This window comes from Candidatus Omnitrophota bacterium (assembly GCA_018894435.1).
Classification (GTDB): domain Bacteria; phylum Omnitrophota; class Gorgyraeia; order JAHIPI01; family JAHIPI01; genus JAHIPI01.
In genome coordinates this window covers 1-19,151 of record JAHIPI010000082.1, presented here as the reverse complement: position 1 = coordinate 19,151, position 19,151 = coordinate 1, and the positions used below count along the sequence as shown (strand labels likewise).

Annotated in this window: 23 protein-coding genes; 3 read left to right on the top strand and 20 right to left on the bottom strand. The window is 45.8% G+C overall.

The annotated features are described in order from the left end of the window. On the bottom strand, positions 1-156 hold a 156-nt coding region (locus KKI13_07105; protein ID MBU4488808.1), incomplete at its 3' end, for a Rubrerythrin. Between the two features lie 14 nt (positions 157-170). Beyond that, a complete protein-coding gene (uppP, locus tag KKI13_07100) occupies positions 171-992 on the bottom strand; it encodes an undecaprenyl-diphosphatase UppP (protein MBU4488807.1) in 822 nt (273 codons plus the stop codon). A gap of 116 nt (positions 993-1,108) precedes the next feature. On the opposite strand from uppP, the gene KKI13_07095 reads away from it, so the two are divergent. Then, complete coding sequence (locus KKI13_07095; GenBank protein ID MBU4488806.1) at positions 1,109-2,890, top strand: phosphoenolpyruvate carboxykinase (GTP); 1,782 nt, start codon at positions 1,109-1,111, stop codon at positions 2,888-2,890. 5 nt (positions 2,891-2,895) lie between these two features. Here the strand turns inward: KKI13_07095 and KKI13_07090 are convergent, their stop codons facing one another. From KKI13_07090 to KKI13_07070, 5 genes are all read right to left on the bottom strand, one after another. Continuing rightward, positions 2,896-3,732 carry a PilZ domain-containing protein gene (locus KKI13_07090; protein ID MBU4488805.1) on the bottom strand — a complete coding sequence of 279 codons (837 nt, stop codon included), beginning with the start codon at positions 3,730-3,732 and terminating at the stop codon, positions 2,896-2,898. A 194-nt stretch (positions 3,733-3,926) separates the two neighbouring features. Next, on the bottom strand, positions 3,927-4,304 hold the full coding sequence (locus KKI13_07085) for a hypothetical protein (protein ID MBU4488804.1): 378 nt from the start codon (positions 4,302-4,304) through the stop codon (positions 3,927-3,929). 32 nt (positions 4,305-4,336) lie between these two features. Continuing rightward, positions 4,337-5,344 carry a hypothetical protein gene (locus KKI13_07080; protein MBU4488803.1) on the bottom strand — a complete coding sequence of 336 codons (1,008 nt, stop codon included), beginning with the start codon at positions 5,342-5,344 and terminating at the stop codon, positions 4,337-4,339. Continuing rightward, positions 5,325-5,537: a hypothetical protein gene (locus tag KKI13_07075; protein ID MBU4488802.1), complete on the bottom strand. Its 213-nt coding sequence runs from the start codon at positions 5,535-5,537 to the stop codon at positions 5,325-5,327. Before KKI13_07075 ends, KKI13_07080 begins: the two co-directional genes overlap by 20 nt. Positions 5,538-5,640: 103 nt before the next feature. Further along, positions 5,641-6,120 carry an NYN domain-containing protein gene (locus KKI13_07070; protein MBU4488801.1) on the bottom strand — a complete coding sequence of 160 codons (480 nt, stop codon included), beginning with the start codon at positions 6,118-6,120 and terminating at the stop codon, positions 5,641-5,643. Positions 6,121-6,281: 161 nt separating this feature from the next. Here KKI13_07070 and KKI13_07065 point away from each other — a divergent pair, with 161 nt between their 5' ends. Then, positions 6,282-7,481: a DUF748 domain-containing protein gene (locus KKI13_07065; protein ID MBU4488800.1), complete on the top strand. Its 1,200-nt coding sequence runs from the start codon at positions 6,282-6,284 to the stop codon at positions 7,479-7,481. A 27-nt stretch (positions 7,482-7,508) separates the two neighbouring features. Next, the gene (locus tag KKI13_07060) at positions 7,509-9,080 is read left to right on the top strand and encodes a sodium-dependent transporter (GenBank protein ID MBU4488799.1); all 1,572 of its coding nucleotides are present in this window, start codon (positions 7,509-7,511) and stop codon (positions 9,078-9,080) included. Here the strand turns inward: KKI13_07060 and KKI13_07055 are convergent. The 13 genes from KKI13_07055 to KKI13_06995 form a co-directional block, all read right to left on the bottom strand. Then, entirely contained in the window at positions 9,043-9,267 is a 225-nt protein-coding gene (locus KKI13_07055; GenBank protein MBU4488798.1) for a hypothetical protein, read from the bottom strand. The genes KKI13_07060 and KKI13_07055 overlap by 38 nt on opposite strands. A 15-nt stretch (positions 9,268-9,282) precedes the next feature. Further along, a complete protein-coding gene (locus KKI13_07050; GenBank protein MBU4488797.1) occupies positions 9,283-10,206 on the bottom strand; it encodes a pyruvate ferredoxin oxidoreductase in 924 nt (307 codons plus the stop codon). After that, on the bottom strand, positions 10,206-11,339 hold the full coding sequence (gene porA / locus KKI13_07045; protein MBU4488796.1) for a pyruvate ferredoxin oxidoreductase: 1,134 nt from the start codon (positions 11,337-11,339) through the stop codon (positions 10,206-10,208). Before porA ends, KKI13_07050 begins: the two co-directional genes overlap by 1 nt. Positions 11,340-11,394: 55 nt before the next feature. Next, positions 11,395-11,724 (bottom strand): 4Fe-4S binding protein, encoded by a 330-nt coding sequence (locus KKI13_07040; GenBank protein ID MBU4488795.1) that lies wholly within the window; start codon positions 11,722-11,724, stop codon positions 11,395-11,397. A gap of 5 nt (positions 11,725-11,729) precedes the next feature. Continuing rightward, positions 11,730-12,299 carry a 2-oxoacid:acceptor oxidoreductase family protein gene (locus KKI13_07035; GenBank protein ID MBU4488794.1) on the bottom strand — a complete coding sequence of 190 codons (570 nt, stop codon included), beginning with the start codon at positions 12,297-12,299 and terminating at the stop codon, positions 11,730-11,732. Positions 12,300-12,317: 18 nt separating this feature from the next. Then, positions 12,318-13,052, bottom strand: a complete 735-nt coding sequence (locus KKI13_07030) for a hypothetical protein (protein ID MBU4488793.1) — start codon at positions 13,050-13,052, stop codon at positions 12,318-12,320. Between the two features lie 70 nt (positions 13,053-13,122). After that, positions 13,123-13,728, bottom strand: a complete 606-nt coding sequence (recR, locus tag KKI13_07025) for a recombination mediator RecR (protein MBU4488792.1) — start codon at positions 13,726-13,728, stop codon at positions 13,123-13,125. Then, positions 13,715-15,415 (bottom strand): DNA polymerase III subunit gamma/tau, encoded by a 1,701-nt coding sequence (gene dnaX / locus KKI13_07020; protein MBU4488791.1) that lies wholly within the window; start codon positions 15,413-15,415, stop codon positions 13,715-13,717. The genes recR and dnaX overlap by 14 nt, the downstream gene beginning before the upstream one ends. Before the next feature lie 8 nt (positions 15,416-15,423). Beyond that, positions 15,424-15,579: a hypothetical protein gene (locus KKI13_07015; GenBank protein MBU4488790.1), complete on the bottom strand. Its 156-nt coding sequence runs from the start codon at positions 15,577-15,579 to the stop codon at positions 15,424-15,426. Positions 15,580-15,595: 16 nt separating this feature from the next. Continuing rightward, a complete protein-coding gene (locus KKI13_07010; GenBank protein ID MBU4488789.1) occupies positions 15,596-15,742 on the bottom strand; it encodes a hypothetical protein in 147 nt (48 codons plus the stop codon). A gap of 13 nt (positions 15,743-15,755) precedes the next feature. Next, positions 15,756-16,715, bottom strand: coding sequence for an NAD(+) synthase (nadE, locus tag KKI13_07005; protein ID MBU4488788.1), 960 nt, complete (start codon positions 16,713-16,715; stop codon positions 15,756-15,758). A 110-nt stretch (positions 16,716-16,825) separates the two neighbouring features. After that, the gene (gene typA, locus KKI13_07000) at positions 16,826-18,682 is read right to left on the bottom strand and encodes a translational GTPase TypA (GenBank protein ID MBU4488787.1); all 1,857 of its coding nucleotides are present in this window, start codon (positions 18,680-18,682) and stop codon (positions 16,826-16,828) included. Positions 18,683-18,741: 59 nt separating this feature from the next. Then, a partial coding sequence (locus KKI13_06995; GenBank protein ID MBU4488786.1) for a winged helix-turn-helix transcriptional regulator occupies positions 18,742-19,151 on the bottom strand: 410 nt, incomplete at its 5' end.

Below are 19,151 nucleotides of genomic sequence, written 5' to 3'. Positions count from 1 at the left end.
TATATGCCTTTCTTCCTCTCTCGCCAATTCTTTAAAGACCTGGTTTACATGAAAGTTTTTGCTATTTCTGGCGAGTGTCTTGTAAAGTTCAAGCCCCTTCTCTTCTGCCTTGATAGCAAGCTCCAGGGCTTCTTTACCGTTCAACATATCTTCCATGATCCGCCCCCTCCTTAATTACCGCCAAACATAAAAATCGCCAATAATGCCGCCGATAGCGCCAATCTGTATATAGCAAATACCGTAAAGGGATGACTCTTTATAAATTTTAAGAGAAAGTGTATGGCTATAATGCTGCTTAAGAACGCCGCGGCAAACCCTCCGACAAAAGATACCCAAGAAGATGAGGAACTAAGCGCTATAATCTCATCCATTTTGTAGATACTAGCCCCAAATATTATCGGCGCGCTTAACAAAAAGGAAAATTTCGCAGCGCTTTCTCTATTGAGGCCCAAAAACAAGCCGCCGCTTATCGTTACGCCTGAACGCGATACGCCCGGCATAATCGCGAGCGCCTGGCATAGCCCTATCAAAAATGATTTTTGGGCAGTAAGCGCGCCGAGAGGCTTATTTTTTCTACCTATTAAGTCGGCAAGATAAAGTACTAGCCCAAAAAGCCCGAGCATTACCGCCACAGAAACCGGATTCCTAAAATACTCTTCTATCTTTTCCCCTACCATCAATGCGACCAAAACCGCCGGTACCGTCGCAATAATTATATACCAAAAGAGTTTTCTCTCTAAAGGACCTGCCAAGGTCTTTTCTTTAATGCTTAACGCCCCCTCGCGCAATATCTTTATCCAATCATCCCGGAAATAAAACATTACAGCGAAAAACGTGGCAAGGTGAAGAGACACGTCTAAGGCCATACTATGCTCTTTCCATCCCATAAACCACGGAAGCACAATAAGATGGGCGGAACTGCTTATAGGCAAAAATTCTGTAAGCCCCTGAATCAGTCCTAATATTATAGAGTGTATGAGCTCCGTGTTCATTTGGTTAGATTATACCCGCAAAACTTGGCCCTTGCAAGCGTTTTTCTGTTGGGCTGTTAAGCGAGATATGCTATAATACACTCCCGAACAAACTAAACGCAAGATCAACAAAGGATATGATTATGGCGGAACATAAAAAGCTCAAAAAATGGGTAGTAGAAATGGCCGCTCTGTGCAAGCCGGATAAAATTGTCTGGATAAACGGCTCCGAGGAGGAAAAAAACCGGCTTGAACGCGAAGCCTTAAAGGCGGGTGAGGTATTGAGGCTAAACCAGAAAAAACTTCCGGGCTGCCTTTATCATAGAACCGCCCTTAACGACGTTGCGCGCACGGAACATTTGACCTATATATGCACGCGTAAAAAATCGGACGCAGGCCCTACCAACAATTGGATGTCGCCGCCGGCGGCATATCGAAAAGCCAAAAAAATATTCAAAGGATCCATGAAGGGCAGAACGATGTATGTAATACCCTTTTCTATGGGCCCTGTCGGCTCCCCTTTCAGTAAAATCGGCGTTGAACTTACCGACAGCATATATGTAGTCCTCAACATGCGCATCATGACGCGCATGGGTTCCGAAGCGCTGAAACAATTGGGAACAAGCAATGAGTTTACGAAGTGCCTCCATTCCAAGGCCCAGCTTGATATAAACAAAAGAATGATCCTTCATTTCCCGGAAGATAACACTATATGGAGTGTAAACTCCGGTTATGGCGGCAATGTCCTCTTGGGAAAAAAGTGCATGGCATTGCGAATCGCGAGTCATCTTGCCAGAAAAGAAGGCTGGTTAGCGGAGCACATGCTGATATTGGGAGTGGAATCGCCGAACGGCCATGTAGAATATGTGGCGGCGGCCTTCCCCAGCGCATGCGGAAAAACGAACCTTGCCATGTTGGTGCCGCCAAAAGGCCTTGAGAGAAAAGGATACCGCGTATGGACGGTCGGCGACGATATAGCGTGGATGCGCGTTGATTCTGACGGCGCTTTATGGGCTATAAATCCGGAGTCGGGATTTTTCGGCGTAGCGCCCGGGACCAATTCTAAGACAAACCCGAACGCCATTGCTACGATAAAAACTAATACCATTTTTACCAATGTCCTGCTCAAGCCGGATAAAACCGTATGGTGGGAAGGCGGCGATGAAGCGCCTCCGGCTAAAGGGACGGATTGGAAAGGCGGCCCGTGGCATCCGGGAATGGTCGATGAAAATGGGAAATATATCCCCGGCGCCCATCCTAACAGCCGCTTTACTGTGCCGGCAAAACAATGCCCCGCAATATCCTACAGGATCGACCACCATCACGGCGTTCCTATCTCCGCAATCATATTCGGCGGAAGGCGCCCGCGCTTGGCGCCGCTTGTATACGAGGCATTTAACTGGCAGCACGGTGTATTTGTGGGCGCCTCCATAGCGTCGGAGCGGACTGCCGCCCAATACGGCAAGCTCGGCGAAGTACGCCGCGACCCTATGGCAATGCTGCCTTTCTGCGGTTACAATATGGGCGACTATTTTGCCCATTGGCTTTCCATGGGAAAAAAGATGAAGAAACCGCCCAAGATATTTCATGTAAACTGGTTCAAAGTCGACGAAAAGGGCAAATTCATGTGGCCGGGCTACGGAGAGAATCTAAGGGTCATAGAGTGGATATTAGACAGGTGCAATAATAAAATTCCGGCAATAAAAACACCTATAGGTTATATACCGAGGCCGGGCGACATAGACATGACCGGACTCGATATATCAAAAGAAGCTATGCATAAACTTCTGGATATAAACCGCGAGGAATGGAAAGAGGAAGCGAAAAATATAGCCCAGTTTTTCAAGAAATTCGGTAAGCACTTTCCGGAAAAATTGTTTCGCGAGCACCGCGCCATCGTCAAGCGGCTCGGGCAATAAGCGGATTATTTGGGAAGTGATTCTATAAAATTTATCAGTGCCCTGTTATCGGCGGCATCCATACTGCTAAAACTAAGAGCGACCAGATAACCATCCTCATCGCTCGTCTTTTCTGTCCATACAACCCTGGATATTACTATTATATCCTCATGCCTTGAAGGCAGTTCCATGCGTAAAATAATGTGGGTATTTTCAGGGATCGGAGATTTTGATTTTACAAGAACGCCGCCGCGGCTTACATTGATAGAGCGGTTAATATTAAATTCTTCCCTGAACTCATATTTGACCTTCAGTTTCCGATTAAAGCGAATATAGCGCCTTCTCTCTTGGCCATGATAGCCCGGCAAATCTATATATTCCGCAGTGCCCGTTTCGACCCTTTCTCTGTCTTTATCAACAACCGAAAGATTATAAGTCTCGATGTAGCGCTTGAAATCCCCTTTTGTTATCATAACGGCTTTGACTTTGAGGCCGGTCAGTTTTTCTATTCTTTTGACCAAATCTTCAGAAGGCACATCCGCGATTGCAATCGTTATTATATCTTTTATTATGTCAAGAGGCACTACTTTGCAGGCGCACATTACTTCATAGGGAATTGTAGCAGTCGCGTGATAATTTATATTGTATCTTTCGAGGGATATAAACGGTATGCGGCGTTGCTGGGCTACGTGGGGCAGTATCTCATCTTCATCAAGATAGCCCATATCGGCAAGATTCGTACCAAGACGCTCGCCCTTCTTCCTCTGGCGCTGAAGGGCATCTTTAAGCTGTTTCTCCGTAATAAGGCTCTTATTTACGAGAATTTCGCCGATCTTTTTCCTATCCCTCTTCATCCAGAACATATGCGACGCTCCGTTATTGAGCTTTTGAAAGTGCCAAAGTAAGGGGAAATTAAAAACCCCCTGTGCCTAGAGTATACCATATAATATGGTAAAATAGAAGGGGTTAGATTAAGAAAATAAATATCTAATAATTTACTGCTTTTACTTATTGCTACTCAAGGAGTTGCATCTGTTAATATTGCAAAAAGCTTGATTTAACCTTCAATTAGCTCCCATCCTTTGACCTTATTATCACTGTCTATATGAATATACAGCTTTTCGCCCCCGAAGTGGTTAGATGAGGCAGGCATATAGAGCCATTTGGTAATATCGCGTTTTTTATCATAAACTTCGATTATCGGCCCGCCGTATTTTTTGCGTATGGTATCGGCCGTCATCCCCTCTTTTATAGCGCCCGAATTGATTGCCTTCTTAACGGCATCATAACTCTTTGTTTCCTGCCGCAGGCTTTTTGCGATCTCCGTCTGGCTCGCCCCTACTTCCATTAGCTTCTTCATGTCCGCTGCCAAAGTATAATCGGCACTGAAAAATATAAACAATCCCGCAACCATCAAAATACCATATCTTTTCATGAGCCCCTCCGAATTCGTGCAAAAATTAAACCCTACCACCTCACCCCGCCGCCAATATACACCGCTTTCTCCTTTTCGGAAAATAACACCTTAGAATATAATTCGCCGACGGCCTTCAATATCGTCCTTGATAAAGTCAGGGAGATACCCAAAGATTTTCCCGATTCTGTCTTAAGCTCAAATTTTATGCGCGAATCCGCCGTAAGTTTGGCCTCGGCGCTAAAGACTATGCCACCGGTCTGGCCGTCGCCGTAATCTATCTCAAAAACAAGCCCGACACTTTTTCTGATATTCCATTTCCCGTATAGGACCAGATATCTTGCCTTGGGCCTCCGCCGCGCCCTGGCGCCTATTCCGATTTCGTATTTTATGTTATTCTGCGATACGATACCTTTTCCTACCCTAAAGTCAAAAAGAGACCTGTTCATAAAATCCAAATGGTATGTAAGCGTATCCTTTTTACTGATATTCCAAAAACCGTCAAACAAAACCGACCTCTCGGACTTATCCCGGTCTTTAGTATATTTATAGACTATCTTATGCTGTTTGTTTATTTCCCATCGCCCCTCAAAAACGAGCGTATCATATTTGTCGCTTTCTTTTTTCGCTTTGAATATCAGGCGATTATATTCGTCTGCCTGCCAAATGCCTTCAAGCCTCAAAATAGATGTCCTGCTAAAGCCGTCTTTTGTCTTTTGGGTTACGCTAAAAAGGATGGAATCGGAATTCGCGCCTATGATCTCGCCTTTTAATACGACGTCGTTCCTGAAGCCCTCTAATTGGCATTTATCGAAAATCAGTTTCAGCTCATGATTTTTAGTTAGAGACCAGGCACCTCCCAATTTTACCTGATAAGGAAGATTCAATTCTTCCGTAATGCCTTTGGACGGAGATTTTATATGATAGATAAGCGTGTTGAAAAGGCCTGCTTTAAATTCTCCGTCTATGACATGGCGAAATTTCGGTATCCCGGAACGCCTCCGGCTTATTTTGGCAATAAGCCTATTGTGCGGATCTATTTCATACCTTATCTTTTCCATAACCTTTTATGGCCTCCCAGGCCATGATTATCAGTTTACCCAAAAGCCATACCGCAAATATTACAAATGCGAAATACAGTAATATCCGCAAAAATATACCCATTACAAGAAGAAGCGGGAACAACAATACGCCTAAACCCGCCAATACAGCCACCAATATAAGAAATACAATCCCTATAAGAAATGCTTTCATGCTTGCCCCCGATTTGCCCTCTATTGCTCGTGCGCAAATCGCCCCGAGCGCCCGCCACAACGCATCGGCGGGTCCGCCTTTGGCGGAAAGTCGAGGGGCTACATTATTTTATCCTCCATACTTTTCTCAGTTCCCTGTTTATCTCTTCTTTGGCTTCTTCGCTCAATACATGGCATTTAGCCGTATTTTTCGCGCTTCTTATTTTGCGCAAAAACTTATCAACGGGCAGAATATCTGCCCCCATGCTCCGCGCATGATTAATGACAAAATTATCTTTTGAAAAAACGGCTGTCTTCTTAAGGCTTTTGGCGCTTTTCAAGATCCTTACTATTTCGCTGTCGGCGCTGCTCCCCTTGGGAGCATATAAATTCTTTACTAACCCCAGGTCCTCTATGTCTCCGGTGCCCTCTTTGCTGTCATATACGACGTATATCCTTTTAATGGATCTTTCGCCGGCCTGATATCTTTTAAGCGCTTCGGTAAGAGCGCGCCTTGAGCTCATCAAGCTCTTTTCGAGCTCGCTTTCCAGCTCCGGAAGGGCATGTATTATGTTATAGCCGTCTACTATCAATGTGTCGACCATATATATTCATTATACAGAATTCCATTTTCCTTGACAATAGCTATTATGACGTGATATCGTTATTTGCAGAAATACAAATGTAGCCCCTCGACGCGTTCGCTTCGCTCACTTGCTCGGGACGAATTGCGAATGTAAAATAGCGGGCAATTCGGAGGTCTAAAATGGCGAAAAAGATACTCATAGTCCTGGTTCTTTTAATAGTATTACTCGGCGCTTCATTATACTTCTTCCGCGATGCCCTAAAGCAATACACCCTCAACCTTATATTAAAGTCATTTCCCATCCCTAACGTTGCCCTGGCAGGTATCAACTTTGACGAAACGACCGGTAAGCTGCATCTGGAAGACATAAAAGTAAAAAATCCAAAAGGTTTTCAGGGTAAATACCTGATGGAGGCGAGTTCCGTAGATATGAAGCTTAATGTAACTACAAAACCGTCTCTCCGGCTCGATATAAACAACATACAAATACAAAATCCTACATTTTACGTGGAGCGCTCCGCGGCGGACCGGTGGAATTTTCAGGAATTTGATAAAAAGGATGCCAAAAACAAACCCTCAGCTTCAATAAAAAATAAAGACTATTTTGGCTTTGTGAAAGACGCGTTCGCAGAGAATGCTGCGGCAGAACCGAAGATCTCGCTTCCCGGCACAATAAATATTAAAAACGGCGTTATACATTATCTGGACAGTTTTATATCACCCGGCCAGGGGCACCATATAGACATCTTTCCCCTAACGGGCATTGTTTCGCTCACGCGTTCCGCGGATGAAAAAAATTATGAAAAGATCGCTTTTAACGGCTTTGCTAACCTGAACGGCAAATCTGAGCGCGTAATAAAAGGAAATTTTGAGATATCCCCTATGCGCGAAGAACCTACTTATTCCTGGCAGTTCACCGCCTCCGAGATACCCCTTGCGAATTTAAAACCATACCTAGATAAGTACGCCCCGTTTATTGTGACCCAGGGCGTATTTAGCGTCAACTCCGACTTAAAGGCCGTGGATGGAGCTATAGACGGTAATTACACTATGGAGATCACGGACTTGGTGTTTTATCTAAATCCCGAAAAAAGCAGTAGCCCGTTTCTTGAGACAAGCGTCCAAAAACTTACTATGTACCTCACCAATCAAAGAGGCAATGTCGTAATAGATTTTAAACAAAAGACGGATTCCAAGGGAAATGTCCGCTGGGGGCTCGGCCCCATAGCGAAGAGGGCTGTAGGCATGATGGCTATAGATACGGTTATAGACATAATTCAGAAGACCCAAGGCAGCGATACTACCGATATAATAAGGCAGAACCTTCCCAAAAATATTCCGCCGGAAGTCATAGATATCTTTAAGGAAATAATAAGATAGGCCATGAGAAGATTGGTATAGGAAAAAATGGCGCGGCAGAGCTGGGGTTCAAAATTAGGTATAATCATGGCCGTAGCGGGAAGCGCGGTAGGGCTTGGGAACTTCCTGCGGTTTCCTGTCCAGGCCGCCAATAACGGCGGCGGCGCTTTTCTGATACCGTATTTCGTATCACTCCTCCTTTTAGGCATACCGCTCATGTGGATAGAGTGGGCGTTGGGACGTTACGGCGGCGGGTTTGAACACGGGACGGCTCCCGGCATCTTTCACAGCTTATGGGAAAAGAATAGATTCATAAAATATTTCGGGGTAATCGGCATATTTGGACCCCTTGTCATCTTCATTTACTACACTTATATAGCATCGTGGACTCTCGGCTACAGCATATTCTCCATTTTAGGAAATTATAAAGGCATAGAAGATCAAGCGACGATGCAAAGCTTCCTGGGCGCCTACCAGGGGCTTGAAAAAAACAATTTCTTTACAAGCCTCGCCCCGGCATATTTTTTCTTTCTTATCACGTTTATAATAAACATAACTATCATATATTACGGAATACGCGGCGGAATTGAAAAATTATGCCGTATAGCTATGCCGCTTCTTTTTATTCTTGGCATAGTGGTAATGGCCCGCGTATTGACTTTGGGGACGCCGGATGCGTCCAGGCCTGGTTGGAATATTTCAAACGCTGTAGGATTTTTGTGGAATCCCGATTTTTCCGCTTTGTTAAAGCCAAGAGTCTGGCTTGCGGCCGCGGGGCAGATATTTTTCACGCTAAGCGTCGGAATAGGAGTAATCCTTACTTACGCGAGTTATCTTAAAAAAGGCGATGACGTAGTATTGTCCGGCCTGACTGCCGTCAGCACAAACGAATTTGCCGAAGTCATAATAGGCGCCAGCATAGTAATACCTGCCGCGTTCGTGTTTTTCGGCCCTCTAGGCATAAAAGAAGTGGCCGCGAGCGGCGCTTTCAATCTGGGGTTCGTAACTATGCCTGTGATCTTTCAAAAAATCGCCTTCGGAGTATTCTTCGGGGCGATATGGTTTTTGCTTCTTTTTCTGGCCGGTATCACTTCTTCGGTATCGCTGGCGCAGCCGGCTATAGCGTTTCTTGAGGACGAATTCGGACTGAACCGCCGGAAAGCCGTCGTAATTTTTGGCGTAGCCGCGTTTTTATTCTGCCAGCCCGCGATATTCTTTCTCGGCAGGGGCGTACTTAATGAATTGGATTTTTGGGGCGGCACTTTCTGCCTTGCCCTTTTCGCGACGGTTGAAACCATACTTTTTACATGGGTATTTGGTATGGATAAAGCTTGGGATGAAATACATCACGGCGCGGACCTTGCAATACCGAAAATATACCGCTTTATCATGAAATACGTAACTCCGGTATTTTTAATAATCATTCTTGTGTGGTGGTCAATAAAAGACGGCGTTCCGCTTCTCCTTATGCGCGATATAAGCGCCGCCAATAAGCCTTATGTATTGGGCGCGAGAATCTTTCTGGTAGGCCTGTTTATTCTTTTAGCATTTCTTGTTAAAATAGCCTGGCAGAGGCGCGGTATTAGTGGGTCTGCGGGTAGCGGGCGGAATAGTACTTGACGGTATAATCTATATCTTTATTTGCTTCAAAAGATGAATCGTGCTTGTCTATAAAATCGCTTATCTTCTTCTTTAGTTTCGTCGCCGCCTCGCCTTGCGTATTGGCGTTTGCGTAAAGATTCAGTTCCGGGCAGCAGGCTATATAAACATTGTCGTTACTTTTATATATTTCTATATCGACATACATATTAATCGGGCCTTTTTATAGCGCTTCTCTCTTTAGGAGATTTTCCCAGTCTTCGTCAATATCCTTCTGGATCTTTGCCTCTACCGCGGCATATTCTTCTTTGCCAAGATGCTTAAATCGCCCCTGCCTCTTCAGCCATTCTGAAACCGGCAGTTTATTCTTCGGCTTATAATTTATCTTAAGTTTGCCGTTCACCACCTCATATAAAGGCCAGAAACATGTCTCAACTGCCAGTTTTGAAATTTCGACCGTGTCCTCCTGAGGGAATCCCCATCCCCTGTGGCACATAGATATTACATTAAGAAAGGCCGGGCCGTCGGCCCGAAACGCCTTTTCCGATTTGGTTATAAGGTCATTCCAATGCGACGCCGAACCCTGCGCCACATAAGGAATCCTGTGGGCAGCTATTATGGCGGTAAGGTCTTTACGCCTCTGGGTTTTACCGTAACTCTTCTCTCCGGAAGGAGCCGTAGTAGTTGACGCCCCTATAGGCGTAGCGCTTGAACGCTGGACTCCGGTATTCATATACGCTTCGTTGTCATAACATACATAAACAAATTTATGGCCTCTTTCTAAAGCGCCGGATAAAGACTGCAATCCTATATCATACGTACCGCCGTCACCGCCGAATGCCACAAACTTAATCTCTTTATTGATTTTTCCCTGTTTCAAGAGCGACCTGTAAGCTGTCTCTACTCCGCTTATAGTGGCGGCTACGTTTTCGAAGGCATTATGTATAAAAGGAACTTCCCAGGCAGTATAAGGATATATGGTAGTAGCTACTTCCAGGCAGCCCGTCGCCGCCGCGACGACAACCGGGTCTTTTGTGCCCATGAGGACCTGTCTTACGATGATGGAGGCGCCGCAACCGGCGCACAATCTGTGCCCGCTTGAAAGCCGTTCGGGTATTGTCTTTGAAAGTTCTTTAAGATTTGCCATTATTCCCGCACTCCGATAAATTGGACTTCTTCTTTTACTTTGCCGCTTTTCGCCGCCCGAAGGACATCTCTAAATATACCTTCTATGTCCGCCTCAAACATATCCCTGCCGCCAAGCCCGTAGATGTAATTGGCGATGAGCGGTCGGTTTTTTTCGGCATAGAAGGCCGCTTTCATTTCGGAAAAGAGGGGCCCGCCTTCGGCTGAAAACGATTCGCTCCTGTCCAAAACCGCAAGCGCCTTTATATTTGATAAACTTTTTATGATCGCGTCTTTCGGAAACGGCCTGAAGAACCTTGGTTTAAGGAGCCCCACTTTATGGCCTTCTTTTCTCAGCTTATCCACAACTCCTCTTGTCGTCCCGGCTGTTGAGCTCAACGCGCATATAGCTACTTCCGCATCCTCCAGCATGTATCCGTCTACAAAATTGTGTTTTTTGCCGAAGACCTTTTCGAACTCCCCGAAGATGCCGGGAATAATCTTAAGCGATCCTTTCATGGCATCGGACTGCTGCCTCTTATGTTCGAAATAGAAATCCTGCAGATCCAGCGGCCCTACCGTGGAGGGGCGGTCTACATCCAAAAGTGAAAACCTCGGTTTATATTCACCGATAAAATCCTTTACGACTTTATCATCAAAAATCTGCATGCCTTCCATCGCGTGGCTTGTTATAAAACCGTCCTGGCATACCATTACAGGAAGCAGTATATCGGAATGTTCGGCTATCCTCACCGCCAATATTATGCTTTCGTATACCTCTTGGGCATTCTCGCAATATATCTGTATCCAGCCGGAATCCCTCGCCCCCATACTGTCAGAATGGTCGCAATGAATATTTATGGGCCCCGATAGCGCCCTATTGACCACCGGCATGATTATAGGAAGCCTCGTTGATGCGGCTATATACACTACCTCCCACATAAGCGCCAGGCCGTTGGCAGATGTGGCGGTCATGGTACGCGCGCCGGCGGCTGCTGCCCCGACGCACGCGCTCATAGCGCTATGCTCCGACTCAACGGGTATCATCTCTGTCTTTACTCTTCCGTCGGCAACGTATTGGGAAAAACCCATCACTATTTCCGTCTGCGGAGTTATGGGATAGGCCGCAATAACGTCCGGCTCTATCTGCTTCATAGCATACGCGGCTGCCTGGTCTCCTGTAAATGGGAATAATTTCACCTTCTCCAACTCATTTCCTCTCTTCTTGTACCATCTTTATACATTTAACGGGACAAACGGAAGCGCATATGCCGCAACCCTTGCAATAATCAAGATCAAACCCCGTCATCTTCCCGTCTTTTGTCTTTATGGCTGAATCAGGGCAATATGCCCAGCATATCATACAATTAATACACTTTGCTTCATCGCGAACAGGACGAAACGTCCTCCAATCGCCGGTCTTATAGGCCTTTGCCGTGCCGCCTTTATCTATAAGGCCGCCTATAGGAATATCTTTCCAACCCTTTTGGCGCTTCGTCTCTGATTCTTCCTTTTTCTTATTTTTCAAATCTACCGGCATACCTTTTATCCTACTTTTACTTCGTTATAAGCCCTTTTTATTGCCTCTAAATTCGCTTCTGTCTTTTTATCTCCGAGCTTCTTGATAAATTTCTTCTTTATCTTATCCTGTATAGCTTCAAGCGTAACGACAGGTATAATTTTTATAAGCGCGCCCAGCATCGGAGTATTGGTCATCGGCACTTTTATGGTATCGAGCGCTATTTGCGTGGCATCCACGACGGCGACCTTGCCGTGATTATAATCTAATTTTTCCCTTATCTCTGCCACGGATTCGGTGGAATTTACCACGAGAACGCCGTCCTCGGGAAGCCCAAGCAACACTTCCGGCGTAAGCAGGGTAGAATCTATCACCACTACTGCGTCGGGATTGGTTACGCCCGAATGGATATTTATGGGTTTATCACATATACGCGTATATGCGCGCATGGGGGCGCCGGCCCTTTCAGGGCCGTATTCAGGAAAGGCCTGGATAAATTTTCCGGAATCGAGGGCTGCTTCGGCAAGGAACTGCGCGGCGGTCTTCGCACCTTGGCCGCCCCGTCCATGCCATCTTATCTCTGCTAACTCCTTCATTTTAACTCTGCCTTCTGACTATGACCTTTTCAGATAGAAATCCATGTATGCTATATTCGCAAGAATAGTTATGACGGCGCTTGATATAGCCATCGCTATAGCCGCTACATAGCTAACTAGTTGTTTCAACACAATAGATAACAATCCGGTTAAAAAAGACGCTAAGAACATTACAACAATACTGACTATAATCAGGACGATCAATATGACTAACATCTTAAGGAAATTGTTAGCGGCTACCGACGCACCTTTTTTAAGAGCGCCCATAACACTTAAATCACTGCCTACTAAGACATAGCCGGGAAGGATCAGTAAAATCATAAGTCCTATAAGGACTATAATGCCTAAAATAAGGGACACTGCCTTTAGAGCAGGTAAAAAAACCGGCAGTATCGCAAATAATAAAACCCCCCACCCCAAAACTATCAGCATCGTAAGAAGCGCTATACCAAGCATGCGCACAAAATATTTGGCGCAATTCGCTATAAAAGGCGCTAAACTTGCGGAGCCGGATTTTACCAGGTCCCTGACGTAGGCTATCACGCCGCCCTGCACAAAAACCGCCAATAAAAAGAACAAGAGGCCCATGCCGATTACAGCAAGCGATTTCTGCAAGTTCATCTCGGCGTCCACCGGCGCAGGTATTATCATAAGGTTAACGACATTCATAGCAAGATTAAGCACTATGATTACACAAAAGATCTTTACCGCTTTCAGGCTCAACACAAAGGCTTTTCCTATAGAATCAAACATCGCCGCCCCCCTTCTTTTTTCTGCAAAAGTAATTTTTATTATTTTAACAAAAGGAAATCTCTAAGTCAATTCAAATCTCGAGGCGGCCTTCTATTGCTTTCATCAAAGTCGCCTGATCCGCATATTTTAAATCGCTTCCCACCGGAATACCGTGGGCAAGGCGCGTTATCTTCACTCTATAAGGTTTAAGGGTTTTGGCTATATAAAGCGCTGTCGTCTCACCTTCCGTATCGGAATTTGTCGCTACGATCACTTCTTTCACTTTATCCTTCTTAACGCGCTCTACAAGCTCGTTTATCTTAAGCGATTCCGGGCCCACGCCATCAAGGGGCGACAATCTGCCGAGAAGGACGTGGTACACGCCGTTAAATTTGCCTGCTTTCTCTATGGCCGAGACATCGTTCGGCTCCTCGACCACGCAAATTATGCCTTTATCGCGGCCCCCGTCCTGGCATATAAGGCAAATCTCCCCTTCGCTCAGATTGTTGCACGCCTTGCAAAACCGTATGGTCGACTTTACTTTTAAGATAGAGTCCGCAAGGCGCTGGGCATCTTCCATGGAGAGCTTCAGGATATAAAATGCCAGCCGTTCCGCTGTTTTCGTACCTATGCCGGGCATTTTGGAAAATTCTTTTATGAGGCTTTGTATGGACCGTGCGTAACTAAGCCTGTTCATTTCGCGCGTTATTTTCCCTGATTTTTACGATCTTGCCGTTAAATATATCCAGGGCAGATTGTATGATGGACTCATCGGCGGCATCCGGCTCGGCCTCGGGCCCTGCTTCACCGCCCGCATCCTCTTCGCCAAATGCCTTTCTCAGTGCCTCTTCGCCCTGCCGGACGGTTATGAATTTTACCTGAATATTCGCCCCGAGCGCCTCGGAAATAATACCTTCCACAAATTTTTTGTTAGTGGAGTTCTCGAGGACCTCTTTATGGAAATTAAATCTCTCGGCAAAGCTCAATATTATCGAAGAGCCTTCAGTGCCGGCTACATTTCCTTCCGACAAATACGATCCTATGGATATCTTTTTTGATTTTACGTTCTGGAGTACCGACGGCCACGCTCTTTTCACCGATTCGGCCGAAATAACGGCGTCGCCTTTAGGCGGATGATTTTCGGGCGCCGGTTGTTCTATCGTAACGGCGGGCGGCCTTTGGACTTCCCGCGTACTTTCGGTTTTCTCGGCGCTTTTAAAATGACCGGGCGGTTCGGGCGTTATACTCAGTTCCATGTTTGACAATTTCTCCGCCACGTTAGCCAAAGAAATAAGTTCGCTCCTCATTGAAAGTTTGATAAAAGCCGCTTCCAGAATAAAACGCGCCACCTCCGATCTTTTTACGGCTTTGAGGGTGGCGGAAAGAGTATAAAATATATATAAGAGTTCTTCTATTTTAAATTTCTTCACCTGCTCTTTGAGCGCGTCTACGTAATTATCGGGAAAATCTATTAACGGCCTCAGATCCGAACTAATCGCAAGCACCATCATATTCCTTATATAACTCATGAGGCCTGCTATAAACTGGGAGATGTCCTTGCCCTTGCTTATCATTTCGTCTATCGCCTGAAGAGAGGCCCTCGTATCTTTTTTATAAATACTATCCACTATCTGGGAAAGTTTATCCTCCTCTATCATACCCAAAAGATTTATGACATCTTCTCCGCTTATTTTGTCCGATGAAAAAGATGCCAGCTGGTCAAGTACGGACTCGGCATCGCGGAGACTGCCGTCGGACGCCCTTGCTATAGCAAAGACCGCCTCTTCGGAAATATTAAGCTTCTCCGCGGCTATTATCTTCTTCAATTTTTCTACGATCAAGTTGAAAGGTATCCTTACAAAATCAAATCGCTGGCAGCGCGAGAGTATGGTAGAGGGCACTTTTTCCGGGTTTGTGGTGGCAAATACAAATTTAGCGTGCGCGGGCGGCTCCTCAAGCGTTTTTAAAAGCGCGTTGAAGGCGCCCATGCTCAGCATGTGCACTTCGTCTATTATGTAGATCTTATAATTGCCGTACGAGGGGGAAAATTTTATATTTTCGCGGAGCTCGCGTATCTGGTCTACGCTGTTATTCGAAGCGCCATCTATCTCTATTACATCCATGCTTGTGCCGGAGGATATGGCTTTACATGAAGTGCATTTATTACAGGGTGTGGTTGTGGGCGCTTTTTCGCAATTGAGGGCCTTGGCAAATATCCTCGCGACAGATGTCTTTCCTATGCCTCTGGGTCCCGTAAAAATATAAGCGTGGGCTACCCTTTTTGCGGAGATGGCATTTTTAAGGGTGGATGTTATGTGTTCTTCGCCTACTACTTCTTCAAAAGCCTGCGGCCGCCATTTTCTGGCAAATACAATATACGACATCAATTCCTCTAAATATTATCCAGTTTCTTTGTTATGGAAAAGTACTTTTCCAGTGCGTCTACTTTTTTCTCAAGTTCTTTTATGTAAAGACGGAGAAGAAGCGCCCAAGACAGGAGAAAAAAGGAAACAAGACACAGAACACTTATCATCAGTTCCGAATTCATACCGCCTCCGGTTTCTTCATTTCTTATCCGTTACAACCTTTCGCTCTTCCAGGGCTTTTATCTTTTTCTCAAGATTCTTGAGTTTCATTTGGAGCATGAGATCCCAAAATAGAATCATAAACGAAACGATGCACAAAAGCGCTAATATCATTTCGGGTAACATAATTTCTCCTGAATTAATCGATCATATTCTCATTTACGCATGCCGGCCGGCTGATATTCTCAACAGCCCTTTTCCAATCCGAAAGATCGCGCATTTCGCGTATCTTTTCGATCTCTATCTTTGTTGGGCCGTATTCCATAATATCTTCATCTTTGAGGCCGCGCACCAGGCCGCAAAGAATAATATCCATCCTGTCATAATCTATACCTAATGTCAATTCGTCATTCACTCCCTTCAGCATGTCGGGGGATGATTCCTGCTTTTGTATTTCCGGTGGTACATCCAAATATGCCGCAAGCTGCCTGACCTGATTTTTATACAATCCCATGATCGGCGCAAATGGCATGTTATCGATACCTCCGCTTGTAAACCATCCTGTCATCTCTTCCGAACGGTTTGCGGCGCCCAATATTAAGAGACCCTCTTTTTCTGCTATCTCTTCCAATACTTTTCTGCGTTCGATGGCTCCTCCGTCAAACATGAATTCTATATTTTTGACCGTATGGTTGTATATCCATCTTTTAAATCGATTTCCTTCCGTCGATCTTTTGCGCAGAGTGCTGACATACGGCATCTCTCCCATTATGAGGCGATAAAGTCCCGAGATGCCCGAAACCATGAACTTAGGCAAACCGTTTATCCCCATAAAAAACGGAGCTTTGAGCTCTTTTTCATTCATTTTTGATGCGATGCTGAGTATATTCAACTTCAGGCCTAACCAGTCAGCCATAATCCGGGCTTTCTGTTCGGATTCCTTATCATTGTTCTTGTCATATACGTAATAAACACTGACTTTGTCTTTGCCCAGCGCGCGCACCACAAGCGTCGAGAGGACCGCAGAGTCTATACCGCCCGAAAGGCCGATCAGGACACCCTTTGCCTTACTATAGTCAAAGACACCCCGTATATATCCCTCTATACGGCATATAGTATTTTTTTCGTCGATCTTTAAAAATTCTTTTGCGGATTTCACTTTTTCCTTTCTTTTAATTGCCGGTACTCATTGTGCGCTTCTCTGGTTTTATTTTACATATTATAACACCGGGGGGCGGGGAAGGCAATGAAAAATGCGGCAGATGTCCATCAGGTATTTCTCATGTCACCGAGACGTCTATTTCTTCTGTGTAATTCTGTTTTACGCTCATTTTCCGTAAGGTTTTGTTTTCTTAAGCGTATATTCTTAGGGGTGATCTCGACAAGCTCGTCGTCTTCTATGAATTCCAGGGCAAATTCCAGGGTCATCTCCCGCGGAGTAATGAGCTGGATGGCCTCATCCGAACCGGAGGAGCGCATATTAGTCTGTTTCTTTTCGCGGGCGGCGTTGACAACGAGGTCCCTTCCCTTGTTATTTACTCCGATTATCATGCCCTCATAGAGCGCGTCTCCCGGTCTGATAAAGATCTCGCCCCTGTCCTGCAACCCCCAAAGAGCGTGCGCCACGGCATTGCCGCCGGTTTGCGAGACCATCACGCCTTTTGCGCGGCAGGGAAGCTCGCCTTTAAACTTCTGATACTCAAAAAAGTTCTGGTACATAAGGCCGTTGCTCCGCGTCATCTGCAGAAATTCACTCCTGAACCCGAACAGCGCGCGCGTGGTTATAAGGAATTCCATTCTCACAGTGCCGACATTTGTCGTCTGCATGTGTTTCATCTCGGCCTGACGATTCCCTAGAGATTCCATGACAACACCTTGATACACAGGATCTATCTCTACGGCAAGTTCTTCTACGGGTTCCAGCGTCTCGCCCTCTATCTCTTTCAGTATGACGTGAGGACGGGATACTTCAACTTCATATCCTTCGCGACGCATCGTCTCAATGAGGATTGATAAATGAAGTTCGCCGCGGCCCGAGACCTTAAAGCGCTCGCCTTCTTCGGTCTCCTCGACTTTTATGCCTACGTTCATCATGACTTCATGCTCCAGCCTCTCGCGTATATGGCGGGAGGTCAGAAACCTGCCGCCATCTCTTCCGGAGAGAGGGCTCGTGTTGTGACAAAAATTCATGGATATCGTCGGCTCATCTATTTTGATCGTCGGAAGCGGCTTCGGGTCTTCGTTTGCAGCAAGCGTTTCGCCCACCTTCACGTTTTCTATGCCGGATATTGAAATGATCTCGCCCGCCTCGGCGCTCTCGGCCTCCACTCTCTTTAAGCCCCGATATTTTAAAATTTTCGTGACCCTGCCTCTTTCGATGCTGCCGTCTCTTTTGATAAGCGACATCATATCTCCCACTTTTATTTTGCCGTGGAAGATCCTGCCCGTAGCAATGCGGCCAACATAGTTATCATAATCAAGCATCGTTATGAGCATCTGGAAAGGCTGATCGGGGTCTGCCACCGGCGGAAGCACGCGATGGAGTATCGTCTCGAGAAGGGGTTTCATATCATGGCCCTCCACGTCCATATCGAGCGTGGCGTGGCAGTCTTTGCCGGAGGCGTAGACAATGGGAAAATCGAGCTGCTCGTCGGTCGCGTTCAGTTCGCAGAACATGTCAAAGGTAACATCCGCCACTTCATGCGGCCGGGAGTTCGGCCTGTCTATTTTATTGACGACAAGTATCGGCTTCAGGTGAAGCTCCAGCGATTTTTTCAGGACAAATTTTGTCTGCGGCATCGGCCCTTCAAAAGCATCCACAAGTAAAAGCACGCCCTCCACCATCTTTAATATCCGCTCTACTTCGCTGCCGAAATCGGCGTGGCCGGGCGTATCGACTATATTAATCTGAACGTCCTTATACTGCAAAGACGCGTTTTTCGAAAAGATTGTTATGCCTCGCTCCCTCTCTATCGGATTGGAATCCATAATAGTGGATTCCCCGTCCTTAAAATGGTAGGCCATGGTCTCCCTGAGAAGCGCGTCGACCAGCGTAGTCTTTCCATGGTCTACGTGAGCAATAATGGCAATATTGCGTATGTCTTTTCTTCGTTTTTGGGTTGTCATATAAGATCTGTGAAAAATTAGAGCCCTTGCGCCTTTAAATGGGGATTGTAGATAGCTTATTACGGCTTTAAGGTCCTGCGAGCAGACATACAGTAGTAGGCACCTCGGCCTTTGCCGACAAGTTGAATCAACCCTGCATAAATGAGCTTTGAAACTTCCTTCAATATGGCCTGGCGGGATATCTTAAACATTCCACGCAAATCCTTATTGGTAATCCTGCCTTTTTCTTTTATCCTTTCAAGGATTTTAATCTGTTTCTCCGTAAGCTCTATCTGTTCGGCCTCTTCAATCTTTTGTGTAAAGCCTAATTTTTCGATAATAGATTTCACCTTGTCAACCGAATACAATACGCCGCTTGTAAAGTACTCGAGCCATCCAGTAAGATCGCCTTTAGCTTTGTCAACATCCTTTAAAGCGGCATAATAAAGGGGTCTTTTTTCATCATAATGATCATCAAGCGCAAAAAATC